The organism is Pseudorhodoplanes sp., from assembly GCF_035565795.1.
GTDB lineage: Bacteria > Pseudomonadota > Alphaproteobacteria > Rhizobiales > Xanthobacteraceae > Pseudorhodoplanes.
In genome coordinates, this window is sequence record NZ_DATMRV010000199.1 from 1 (window position 1) to 11,168 (window position 11,168).

10 protein-coding genes are annotated in these 11,168 nt (G+C 65.6%); 5 read left to right on the forward strand and 5 right to left on the reverse strand.

What is annotated here, in order from left to right; all coding sequences use genetic code 11:
* Nucleotides 1-307, forward strand: a 307-nt coding sequence (locus tag VNZ93_RS17555) for an N-acetyltransferase (RefSeq protein ID WP_325707967.1), incomplete at its 5' end; no start/stop codon positions are given.
* Between the two features lie 54 nt (nt 308-361).
* On the opposite strand, the gene VNZ93_RS17560 is transcribed toward VNZ93_RS17555, so the two are convergent.
* From VNZ93_RS17560 to VNZ93_RS17575, 4 genes are read right to left on the reverse strand one after another with little or no spacing between them, the layout of a single operon-like run.
* Complete coding sequence (locus VNZ93_RS17560; protein ID WP_325707970.1) at nt 362-2,428, reverse strand: hypothetical protein; 2,067 nt, start codon at nt 2,426-2,428, stop codon at nt 362-364.
* Complete coding sequence (locus VNZ93_RS17565) at nt 2,425-5,289, reverse strand: DUF4159 domain-containing protein (protein WP_325707973.1); 2,865 nt, start codon at nt 5,287-5,289, stop codon at nt 2,425-2,427. Before VNZ93_RS17565 ends, VNZ93_RS17560 begins: the two co-directional genes overlap by 4 nt.
* Nucleotides 5,286-6,239 (reverse strand): DUF58 domain-containing protein, encoded by a 954-nt coding sequence (locus VNZ93_RS17570; protein WP_325707976.1) that lies wholly within the window; start codon nt 6,237-6,239, stop codon nt 5,286-5,288. Before VNZ93_RS17570 ends, VNZ93_RS17565 begins: the two co-directional genes overlap by 4 nt.
* 3 nt (nt 6,240-6,242) lie before the next feature.
* Nucleotides 6,243-7,253, reverse strand: a complete 1,011-nt coding sequence (locus VNZ93_RS17575; protein WP_325707979.1) for a MoxR family ATPase — start codon at nt 7,251-7,253, stop codon at nt 6,243-6,245.
* Between the two features lie 279 nt (nt 7,254-7,532).
* Here VNZ93_RS17575 and VNZ93_RS17580 point away from each other — a divergent pair, with 279 nt between their 5' ends.
* From VNZ93_RS17580 to VNZ93_RS17595, 4 genes are read left to right on the forward strand one after another with little or no spacing between them, the layout of a single operon-like run.
* Complete coding sequence (locus VNZ93_RS17580; protein WP_325707982.1) at nt 7,533-8,141, forward strand: DUF1285 domain-containing protein; 609 nt, start codon at nt 7,533-7,535, stop codon at nt 8,139-8,141.
* On the forward strand, nt 8,138-8,797 hold the full coding sequence (locus tag VNZ93_RS17585; protein ID WP_325707984.1) for a CoA pyrophosphatase: 660 nt from the start codon (nt 8,138-8,140) through the stop codon (nt 8,795-8,797). The genes VNZ93_RS17580 and VNZ93_RS17585 overlap by 4 nt, the downstream gene beginning before the upstream one ends.
* The gene (locus tag VNZ93_RS17590) at nt 8,794-9,057 is read left to right on the forward strand and encodes a DUF6111 family protein (RefSeq protein WP_325707987.1); all 264 of its coding nucleotides are present in this window, start codon (nt 8,794-8,796) and stop codon (nt 9,055-9,057) included. Before VNZ93_RS17585 ends, VNZ93_RS17590 begins: the two co-directional genes overlap by 4 nt.
* Nucleotides 9,054-10,304 carry a CCA tRNA nucleotidyltransferase gene (locus tag VNZ93_RS17595; protein WP_325707991.1) on the forward strand — a complete coding sequence of 417 codons (1,251 nt, stop codon included), beginning with the start codon at nt 9,054-9,056 and terminating at the stop codon, nt 10,302-10,304. The genes VNZ93_RS17590 and VNZ93_RS17595 overlap by 4 nt, the downstream gene beginning before the upstream one ends.
* Nucleotides 10,305-10,378: 74 nt before the next feature.
* Here VNZ93_RS17595 and VNZ93_RS17600 read toward each other — a convergent pair.
* The coding region (locus tag VNZ93_RS17600; RefSeq protein ID WP_325707993.1) for an outer membrane protein at nt 10,379-11,168 on the reverse strand (790 nt) is incomplete at its 5' end.

An 11,168-nucleotide genomic window follows, 5' to 3' on the forward strand; every position in this document is an offset into this window, starting at 1 on the left:
GATCGGGGACACGCCGGCGCTCCTTCTCGGCCCGCTCACGATCGAGCCGCCATTCCGCGACCGTGGTATCGGGCTCGCCCTGATGCAGCGGGCACTGGCTGACGCCAGGGAGCGGGGCCACAAGCTGATGATCCTGGTCGGCGACGAGCCCTATTACGCGCGGGTCGGATTCAAGCGGGTGCCGCGCGGCCGCGTGAAAATGCCGGGCCCGGTCGATCCGGCCCGCCTGCTTGTCGCGGAACTGGTGGACGGCGCTTTCGAGGGCGTCAAAGGCGCGGTACGTCCGGACTGGCCGGACGCGTCGTAGTTGTCTGCTGCGCCGAGACGATCCAGCGGCCTTCGCGTGCCATCGAAGGCTGATTTATCGGCCTTCGCGTGCCCACGTCGCGGCGAGCGAGCCGATCAGCAACAACAATCCCAGCACGCCTGCAAAGATCGGCAGCACGCCGATGCCGCGCAGCACGCTGGCATCGCGCAACTTCAATCCCATCCAGTCCTCGCCGTGGAAGGTTTCGCTCGAACGCACGCCGACGATCCGCGGCACGTTCACGCTGCCGCCGTCGTCGAGACGCCGCGCGTCGCCACCGGTGGCATTGGCGAGCGGACGCAGCGTATCGGTGGTCGAGGTGACTTCCGCGAATTCGCGCGGATTGATCGGCCCGACATTGACGAGCGTCGTGAGCTTGCCGTCGCTGGCGCGCCAGAGCCCGAGTTCGTTCGCAGGCGTCGAGCCGCGCCACAATCCGGGCTCGGCCTGCTGCAGGGTCACACTGCGGGTCTCGCCGGAGGGCGTCGTGACGATCACCGGATCAACGGTCTCCGCCATGGTCTGGCGATCGATTGCGAGGTCGCGGCCGCGCGCAGCGACACGCAATGCCTCTTCCTCGAGGTCGGGCTGCTTCATCAGCCAATGTGAAAGCCGCCGCAACAGATCGAGATGCGGCCCGCCGCCTTCGAAGCCGCGGGCCCATAGCCAGATGTGATCCGAGAGGAGGAGCGCAACCCGGCCTTCGCCCTCACGCGACAACACCAGCAGCGGCTTGCCGTCCGGACCTTCCATGACGGAGGAGCCCTCACCGACCTTCGCATCGACGAGACGGAACCAGCGGCTCCAGTGCGGGGGCTCGTTCGCTGCGCCTTCGAGCGCACGCGTGACGGGATGACGCTTACCGAGGTCGCTCAGCCGCGCGTGGTAGGGCGTCTCGATCATCTTGCCGCTCGGCTCGGCCGGCAGCACGACATCGAGCGGCGTACGCCAGAGCGAGGTCGGGCTCGCGTAGTCGGGGCCGGCGGCAATCATCACCGCGCCGCCTTCGCGCACGTAGCGGGCGATGTTGTCGAAATACACGATCGGCAACACGCCCTGTCGCGCATAGCGATCGAAGATGATCAGGTGAAACTCGCCGATCTTCTGCTGGAACAGCTCGCGGGTCGGGAAGGCGATCAGCGACAACTCGTTGATGGGCGTGCCGTCCTGCTTTTCCGGTGGACGCAGGATGGTGAAGTGGACGAGATCGACGGCCGCGTCTGACTTCAGGAGGTTTCGCCAGGTGCGTTCGCCGGCATGCGGTTCGCCGGAGACGAGAAGCACGCGCAGCTTGTCGCGGACGCCGTCGATCGAAACCACGGCGCGGTTATTCACCGGCGTCAGTTCGTTTTCGAGCGGGGAGGCTTCGATCTCGACGATATTGGGTCCGGCATGCGGAATCTGGATCTGCACGCGCACATTGGTGTTGGTTGCAACATTGCGCGTTTCGATCTGCTCGCCGTCGCGTCGGATGGTGACACGCGCGGTCGAGGGGCCGACGCCCTGATCCTGTACGCGGAACGCAATGGTCTGCGACTGGCCGACGATGCCAAAGCGCGGCGCGGTGGTCAGCACCACGCGGCGGTCGCGCTCGTTGGCTTCGCCGGTGACCAGCGCATGGAGCGGCGCCGCAAAGCCGAGCTGCGAAGCATCGGGCGGCACGTCGTGCACCCGCCCGTCCGTAATAATGAAAGCGCCGGCGATCCGGTCCGGCGGCACGTCCGACAAGGCCGCGCCGAGAGCGCTGAACAGGCGCGTGCCGTCTGTTTCGCCATCTGCTGCGCCGGCCTCGACCGTGCGCACGTCCAGATTGGGAATGCGCGCTAGTCGCTCGATCAGGTCCGCGCGCGCCTGTTCGGTCTGCTTCGCACGGTCGCCGAAATTCTGGCTTGGGCTCTTGTCGATCACGACCGCAACGACCGACGGGATCGGCTCGCGATCCTCGCGGGTGAAGGACGGATTGGCGAGCGCGAAGATCAAAAGCGCCATCGCGGTCGCACGGAACAATGCGCCGCGGCTGCGGATGAACAGCAGCAGCGCAGAAATCACGATGGCGATCGCCGCCGCAGCAAACAGGACGTAGGCGGGAACGAGGGGCGCGAAGGAGATGCCGAAATTCATTGCCCGAGCCTTTCGAGCAACGCGGGGACATGCACCTGGTCGGCCTTGTAGTTACCGGTCAGCGTGTACATCACGATGTTGACGCCCGAGCGGTAAGCCATTTCGCGCTGGCGCGGCTCGTTCGAGACCATCGGCAGCATCTGCTGGCCGTCCGGCCGCATCGCCCAGGCGCCGGCGAGATCGTTTGACGTGATGAGGATCGAGGACACGCCGTCGCCGGCGCGCGCCGGCCTGCGGTTTTCGGTTTCGCCATCGAGGTCTTCCTGCGACGGCAGGGCTTCGACCCAGAGCTGGCCGGTATTGAAGCGGCCTGGGAAGTCGCGCAGCAGGAAGAAAGTCTTGGTGAGAACGTGATCCTTCGACACCGGCTCAAGCTCCGGAATGTCGAGCGAGGACAGGATTTCACGCAGCGCCAGCATGCCGGGGCTACGCGCCTCACCGCCGGGGCCGGGCGGCGCCATGATCGCGTCGCGGGTATCGAACAGCACCGTGCCGCCCTGTTTCATGTAGGCGTCGATGCGCGCGAGTGCTTCGGGCGATGGCTTGGCGGCGCTTGGCACGATCGGCCAGTAGATCAGCGGAAAGAAGTTGAGTTCGTCGCGTGTGATGTCCAGCCCGATCGGCTCGCCGGCTTCAAGCGCGGTGCGCTGCGCGAGGAAGATCGTCAGCCCGCTCAGTCCCGCCTTGCTGATGGCGTCGGTTTCTGAGTCACCGGTGATGACATAGGCGAGCTTGGTTTCGTTTGCCGCCTTCATCGCGAAGTCGTCGGTCGTGGCGGGCGGCGTGACCGCAGCGCGCTGCTGCGGCGTAACGGTCTGCGCGAAAGCGCGTCCGTCGACACCAAAGCCTGACAGCGCAATCGCAAGCGCGAGACTGGTCGCGACCGCGCGACGGCGCTGCCGGGTCAGCCGGCTCAGTCCGCCCGCGAGCCAGAACACCACCAACGCATCGAGCAGAAGGAGCAGAAGGCCGGCGAGGAAGATCGGGCCCCGCAGATCGGCCGGTTCGCTTACCCGATAGACGTCGCGGCGGGCATTCAGGGGGGACACGTCGATCACGTCCGGTTTGTCAGTGGCAATAAGTGTGTTCACGGCAAGCAGGCCTTCTGGAGGCCCGTAGAAGCCGGGCGGATGATCACCGCTCGCGCGGCTGGTGTAATTGGCGGGGACGGGCTTTGCGCTGCCGGGCGGCGCGCTCAGCACACCGAAACCGTCCAGCGTACGGGCAGGGGCAAGCGTCTCGCGGTCGCGCTCAGCGCTGGCCTGTTCGGCAGTGGCGGTCGAGCCCGCAAGTGCGACGATGCGCTTGAGCATTTCGACGAATGCGCCCGACAGCGGCAGGTCGGACCAGCGCGTATCGGCCGTCACATGGAACAGGATGATCATCCCCTTGCCGCGACGCGTGCCGGTCACGAGCGGGGTGCCATCGTTGAGTGTCGCCCAGCTGCGTTCGGCAAGGCCGGCCTCCGGCTCCGCGAGAACCTGCCGGTTCACGGTCACGTCGCCGGGCACGGACATGCCGCCGAACGGGCTTTCGCGCGAGAACGCGGCGAGCGGTTGCGGCTTCTCCCATGACAGCGAACCGCCGAGCGTGCGGCCGCCCCGGCGCAGCCGCACCGGGACGAGTTCGTCGTCGGACGCGGCAAGGCGCGGTCCTGCGAAACGCACCAGCACGCCGCCGTCCTCGACCCACTTGGCAAGGCGCTCGCGCGCCGCGCCGACCACGTTGCCGACATCGGCTAGGATCAGCATCGGCACATTCTGGTCGATGAAGCGCACCACCATGTCGGATGGCGACACGCGTTCACCCATGCGGACATCGGCGAACGGCGCCAGTGCGCGTTGCAGATAGAAGGTGGACGCGAGCAGGGGCTGCGCGGTGTCGGCCGTGGCGCCGGTGATGACGCCGACGCTTCTACGGCGCCAGCGCTTGTCGAGCAACTGCACGGCTCCGGCGGAGCGCTCACCTGCGATTTCGAGGCGCGCGATGTCGTTGCGCAGTTCGACGGGAAGATCGAGCATGGCTTCGGTTTCGCGCTCGGCAGCCTTCAGCGTGAAGGGCGTCTCGGCGAGCAGCAGGCCCTTGAGGTCGTAGGCGCGAACGCTGCCGGCATGATCGTTGCCCGTTGTCGCGCGCGAAACCTTGACGGTCAGCGCGCCGGCATTGTTGTCGGCCGCGCTGAGCGCCAGCGCGTGTGCGACGCCGCCGTCGACGATGGTCAGCGTGCGACCTTCGAGAAGGCGGGCCAGACCGGTCACGAATTCGCCGGCACGGCCCAGTTGCACGCCATCCGACAGCCAGACCAGTTCTGCATTCGGCGCGATGGCGAGGAAGCGCGTCAGCGCGGGCAGCGCATCGGCCCGCTCGACGGCATGTGGCTTTGGCGACATCTGCTGAAGCTGAACACGTGCGGCCGCAGCAGTCTGCAGCGTCGCAGCGCGGCCGGTTTCGGACAGCGGAACGATCGCTGCAGCGCGCCCATCCGCTTCGGCGCGGGCCAGCATGTCGTCACCGGTGCGGATGCGGATGTCCCAGGTCGAGGCAGCGGCCCAGCCGTCGTCGATCAGCAGCACAAGGGGTCCCGAGCCGCCCGAGGTCGCAACCGAAGGATTCCATGTTGGGCCCGCGGCCGCCATGATCAGAAGCGCGGCAAGCGTCAGACGCAGCAACGTCAACCACCACGGCGTGCGCGACGGCGTTTCTTCCTTCGGGGTGATGTCGAACAGAAGACGCGCCGGTGGAAACTCGATGCGGCGCGGGCGCGGCGGGATCAGCCGCAGCAGCCACCACAGCACGGGAAGGCTGAGCAGGCCGAGCAGCACCAGCGGTTGTGCGAAACCGAGCGGTAATCCGCCGATCATGCGCTGGCCTCCGCTTGTGCGGAGCGCGCCGGTGCCGAGACCGGAATGTTTCCGCCTTCGCCCATGCGCGCGTGCAGCGCCAGCACGAGTTCGCTCGCCGGACGATCCGTGCGATGAATGATGAGGCTTGCATGCGCGCGGTCGGCTTCCTCGCGCATGGCGGCGCGGTGCGCGGATAGCTTTTCTAGATAATCGCTGCGCCAGGTCTCGGCGCGGCCGGCGGTGATGCTTCCGGCGCCTTCGGGCTCGAGAAATTCAACGCGCCCGGAATAGGGGAAGCTCTCTTCGGCCGGATCGACGATTTGCACGACATGGATACGTGCATGCGCTCCGGACAATTGCGCGAGCGCACGACGAAAATCCGGAATCGGACTCCAGAAGTCGGAAAGCAGCACGACTTCCGACAGCGGCGCGGGCGCAAAGCCCGGCGGCAGACTGGTCCGCTGTGCGGTGTCGTGGATGATGCCCTGACCGATCTTGTCGATTACGTTGCGGCTCGCGGTCGGACGCAGCAAGCCGGGAACGCCGACACGTTCGCCGCCCTCGACGAGAATCTCGGCAAGCGCGAACGCGATCACCAATGTGCGCTCGAGCTTCGTTTCGGATGCGAGCGAGGACACGAAATTCATCGACGGCGAGCGATCCGGCCAGATCCAGACCGTGTGCGCGGCTTCCCATTCCTGCTCGCGCACATAAAGATTGTCGTCGCGCGCAGACCGCCGCCAGTCGACGCGGCGTGCGGGCTCGCCGGACAGGAAGCGGCGATACTGCCAGAAATTCTCGCCGGAGCCGGAGCGCCGGCGCCCGTGCAGGCCGTGGATGACCGTCGCAGCGATCCGGCGCGACTCAAGCATCAGCCGCGGCAGACTCGAAGCGAGCGAGCGGGATTCACCGCTCGCATGTCGAACCGCATCGGCTTCAAGCTTGAGGGCGTTCGGCTCGATCGCCATCGATCAACCAAGACGCGATTTCAATTGGCCGATCACGGCATCGACCGTCTCGCCTTCCGCGCGCGCCTGGAAAGTGAGGGCCATGCGGTGCTTCAGCACGGGCTCGGCAAGCGCAATCACATCGTCGATCGACGGCGCGAGCCGTCCGTCGAGCAGAGCGCGTGCGCGAACCGCGAGCATCAGTGCCTGGCTGGCGCGAGGGCCCGGACCCCATGCGATCTTCTGACGGGTGGGATCCTGGTCGTCCTTTTCGGGACGCGCCGAACGCACCAGCGCGAGGATCGCTTCGACCACCGACTCGCCGACCGGCAGGCGCCGCACCAGACGCTGCGCCGCGATCAGGTCCTCGGCGCTCATCGCCGCTTTCGGCTTCGATTCGTCCGCACCCGTGGTGTCGAACAGCATGCGGCGTTCGGCATCGCGGTCCGGATAGTCGACGTCGATCTGCATCAGGAAGCGGTCGAGCTGTGCTTCGGGAAGCGGATAGGTGCCTTCCTGCTCCAGCGGGTTCTGCGTCGCGAGCACGTGGAACGGTTTCGGCACATCGTGGCGCTGTCCCGCCACCGTGACATGCAGTTCTTGCATCGCCTGCAGGAGCGCGGATTGGGTGCGCGGGCTGGCACGGTTGATTTCGTCCGCCATCAGCAGTTGCGCGAAGATCGGACCGGGAAGGAAGCGGAAGTTGCGCTTGCCGCCGGGGGCTTCCTCCAGAACTTCCGAGCCCAGAATGTCGGACGGCATCAGGTCAGGCGTGAACTGGATGCGGCGGGCATCGAGGCCGAGCACCACACCCATGGTTTCCACAAGCTTTGTCTTGGCGAGCCCGGGGACGCCGACCAGAAGACCGTGGCCGCCTGACAGGATCGTGATCAGCGCCTGTTCGACCACGCGCTCCTGACCGAAGATGACGGTGCCGATCGCATCCTTTGCGGCGCGTGCGTGGGTCGCGGTCGATTCCGCGGCGCGAACGATCATGTCTTCCAGCTTTTCGATGCTTTCGCCGCCTGCCGGCATTTTTTCGTTCCTTCTGTCATCCGCCCGCAGGCGGCCGGTATTCTCGCGGGGCCCATTTCTCGCACAGGCTTTGGGCCATATATCTATCGAAAGCGATGCAACAACTGCGCCAATGGGTCGAAAAGCGCACCATGATCGAGCATGCGAATCGAGGACAGCCGATGCCGAAACCGCTGTAGCTTACGCTATTTTCGGGGGGTGTCAGGCTATGGTGCGTCGATCACTTTTGCGCGCGGGCGCCCCGCTTCTTGAGGACAATCCACAGGCTTAAGTCAAACCATGGCGAAGCAAAGGCAGAACGATACCGTGGGTCTGGATGGCATTGCCGCAGCCGTCCGGGAGAGTGCGGACAGGGGGCTGCCGCCGGTCCATCTGTGGGATCCGCCCTTTTGCGGCGACCTCGATATCCGGATCGCCTCCGACGGAACCTGGTTCTATCTGGGAACTCCGATCGGCCGTGCGCCGCTGGTCAGGCTTTTCGCCTCCGTCCTCAAGCGCGAGGGTGACAGGTATTTTCTGGTCACCCCGGTGGAGAAGATCGGGATCGTGGTCGAGGACGCGCCCTTCTTGGCGGTCGAGATGCGGCAGGACGACACTGCGTCCCGACCGCGCTTGCTTTTCCGGACCAATGTTGATGATTGGATCTCTTGCGACGACGCGCACGCATTGCGCTTCGAACGCGAGGACGGCACCGGCGGACTGAAGCCGTATCTGCACGTGCGCCGCAATCTGTGGGCGAAGGTCACGCGCGCGTTGTTCTACGATCTGGTCGAACTCGGCGAGGAGCGCGAAATCGATGGTGAGCGGATGTTTGGTGTTGCATCCGGCGATGCGTTCTTTCCAATGACGCGCGCCGACGCGCTCGAGGACCTGAGCGAGACAAGATGACGGACGTTGCTTCTGCCGCGCTGACCCGTACCGATTTCTTTGATCGCGCCCGCGCGCGGCTGACGCTCGATCCGCCCCCAGGGCTGACCGATCCGGATGCGATCCCGCTGCGTGGCGATCACGATGCCGATCCGGTGGCCAAGGCGATGGCGGCCGTGCGTCCGATCAAGCCGGCCGCTGTCCTCATCCCGGTGATCGATCGCGACGAGCCGATGGTTCTGCTGACGCAGCGCACGGCGCATCTGCCGCAACATGCCGGACAGATCGCATTCCCGGGCGGAAAGATCGATGCGACCGACGCCTCTCCGCTTGCGGCCGCATTGCGCGAGGCGGACGAGGAGGTCGGTCTTGCCGGCAGTGCGGTAGAGCCGATCGGCTATCTCGATGTGTACATGACGACGCTCGGCTACCGGATCGTCCCGGTGGTCGCGCGCGTGCGGCCGCCATTCACGCTCACCCTCAATCCCGGCGAGGTCGAGAGCACGTTCGAAGTGCCGCTGTCGTTCATGATGGAAGTTTCGAACCATCAGACCCACAGCCGTGAATGGCAGGGGCTGACGCGGACATTTTATGCGATACCGTTCGGCGAGCGTTATATCTGGGGCGTGACCGCGGGCATTTTCCGCAACCTTCAGCAGAAGATTTACGGCACATGATCCGGCCGATCCTGACCGAAGTCCTGCTGTTTCTGACGCCCTTCGGGGTCTATGCGCTGTTCCTCTATGCGACGCGCTCCGGTGTGTTGAACGTCGAATCGTGGCCGGTAAAGACCGTCGGCTGGCTCACCGCAGCGGCCGTCGTGTTCATGATTGCGGGCTTTGTCGTGCTCGGGCAGATCGACTATCAGCCGGCCGGTTCGAGCTACGTGCCGCCGCATATGGAAGACGGCAAGCTGATCCCCGGACATTTCAAATGAGCGGTCTGCCGGCGCACCTGCGTGACGCCGCATGGCTCGTCAACGGACCGGTGGCGCAGATTCTGGACCTGCTTGATCGCGATGGCGAGGAGGCCCGCGTCGTGGGCGGCGCGGTGCGCAACGCCCTGATCGGCCAGCCGGTGCACGAAATCGATATCGCGACCACCGCGCAGCCGGACGAGGTTCTGCGCCGCGCCCAGAACGCGGGGCTGCGCGCGGTTCCGACCGGCATCGATCACGGCACCATTACGCTTCTGTCCGGCGACACGCCGTTCGAAGTGACCACGCTGCGAGAGGATGTCGAGACTTACGGCCGCAAGGCCAAGGTCGCATTCGGCCGCGATTGGCGGCGTGATGCCGAGCGGCGCGACTTCACCATGAATGCACTCTCGGTGTCGCGTGATGGGGTCGTGCATGATTACGTCGGCGGGCTCGCCGATCTCGATGCGCGGCATGTGCGCTTTATCGGCGATGCCACCCAGCGCATTGCCGAGGATTATCTGCGTATCCTGCGCTTCTTCCGCTTTCATGCGGCCTATGGAGAAGGCGAGCCGGATCCGGCCGCGCTCCATGCCTGCATTGCGGGACGCGAGGGGCTGGGCGCGTTGTCGCGCGAACGCGTGCGAACGGAGCTCATGAAGCTTCTCGTGGCCCGCGGCGCCGCAGCGGCCATTCAGGCGATGGCCGAGTCCGGCCTGCTGGTGACGATCCTCGGCGGCGTGCCGTATCTCGCTTCATTCACAAGGATGATCGCGATCGAAGCCGCGGCTGGCGCTGCGCCCGATGCGGTTCGTAGGCTCGGCGCGCTCGCGGTCTTCGTTGGGGAGGATGCCGATCGTCTGTTCGAGCGGTTGCGGCTGTCCAACGCCGAATTTGACCGGCTTCGGAGCATGGCCGATGGCTGGCGGCGCGTCAGTGCTGGTCTGTCCGCTCCAGATGCCCGCGCATTGCTTTATCGGCTCGGGCCGACCGCGTTCTCAGATCGCCTGCTGCTGGCCTGGAGCCGATCGCAGGACGCCGCCGACGATTCGCGCTGGCGCACTTTCCTGGAACTGCCCGCACGTTGGCAGGTGCCGTCATGCCCGATTGGGGCCGCCGATCTGATGGAGCGGGGGATTCCCAAGGGTCCGGCGCTCGGTGCTGCCTTGCGCGAGGCGGAGGCTGCATGGATCGCCGCTGATTTCCCCTCGGATGCGGCGGTCATTGCCGCCATCGCCGATCGTGCAACTGCAAATCGGACCAGCTGAACTGTCGGTGGTGAAATGAAAAAAGCCCCGGCTTTCGCCGGGGCTTTCGAGGTCAGAAGAGAGCTCAGGCTCTATCAGTACTTAGCAACAACCGGGTTCTTGCTGTAGCCGAAGCGGTAGTTCAGGCCGACCTTCACGGTGTGTGCGGTCAGGTCGACGTCGAAGCCGCCAGCGCCCACGCCACCGAAATAGGCCTCGTTGCCGAGGTCGAGATACAGGTACTCAACCTTTGCCGACCAGTTGTCGAGCAGCGCCCACTCGACGCCAGCGCCGGCCGTCCAGCCGACATGGGTGCTCGAGGCCGTCAGAGAACCGACCAGCGCCGGACCGAAGGCAGCGCTGGCACCGACTTCGTTGCTGCCCCAAGCGAGACCGCCGGTGACGTAGAACATCGCACGATCCCAGGCCGCATAGCCGAGGCGCAGACGCGCGGTGCCGAAGTAGTTAAGATCGCTGAAGAGATTAACAACCGCGCCGCCGCCAGCAAAAGTGGCGTCGTCCTTCATGTTGGCCCACTGCGAGTCGACCTCGACACCCCAAACCCACTGCGAGCCGGGAGCCTGCCAGTTCCAGCCGATCTGGCCGCCAGCGAAGAAACCATCCTGATTCCAGGACAGACCGCCGAAATTGTCGAATTCGCCCTGGCCCCAGCCGTAGCCGACGTTGCCGCCGATGTAGAAGCCGCTCCAGTTGAAAGCAGCGATGACCGGGGCTGCCTTGTAGACCGGACGGGCAATGTCAGCAGCCGAAGCGGACTGAACCGCGCCGAGCGCGAGACCAGCAGCCGCCACTGCAGCGATTGTGAAGTTACGCATGAGCTCCCCCATTTCCTTACGGGTGTGTGTGTGGACACGAAGACAGTAC

Coding starts and splice junctions, on each gene's coding strand:
- VNZ93_RS17560 (WP_325707970.1), bottom strand. CDS start 2,428: ATGAATTTCGGCATCTCCTTCGCGCCCCTCGTTCCCGCCTACGTCCTG.
- VNZ93_RS17590 (WP_325707987.1), top strand. CDS start 8,794: ATGATCCGGCCGATCCTGACCGAAGTCCTGCTGTTTCTGACGCCCTTC.
- VNZ93_RS17580 (WP_325707982.1), top strand. CDS start 7,533: ATGGCGAAGCAAAGGCAGAACGATACCGTGGGTCTGGATGGCATTGCC.
- VNZ93_RS17565 (WP_325707973.1), bottom strand. CDS start 5,289: ATGATCGGCGGATTACCGCTCGGTTTCGCACAACCGCTGGTGCTGCTC.
- VNZ93_RS17575 (WP_325707979.1), bottom strand. CDS start 7,253: ATGCCGGCAGGCGGCGAAAGCATCGAAAAGCTGGAAGACATGATCGTT.
- VNZ93_RS17585 (WP_325707984.1), top strand. CDS start 8,138: ATGACGGACGTTGCTTCTGCCGCGCTGACCCGTACCGATTTCTTTGAT.
- VNZ93_RS17595 (WP_325707991.1), top strand. CDS start 9,054: ATGAGCGGTCTGCCGGCGCACCTGCGTGACGCCGCATGGCTCGTCAAC.
- VNZ93_RS17570 (WP_325707976.1), bottom strand. CDS start 6,239: ATGGCGATCGAGCCGAACGCCCTCAAGCTTGAAGCCGATGCGGTTCGA.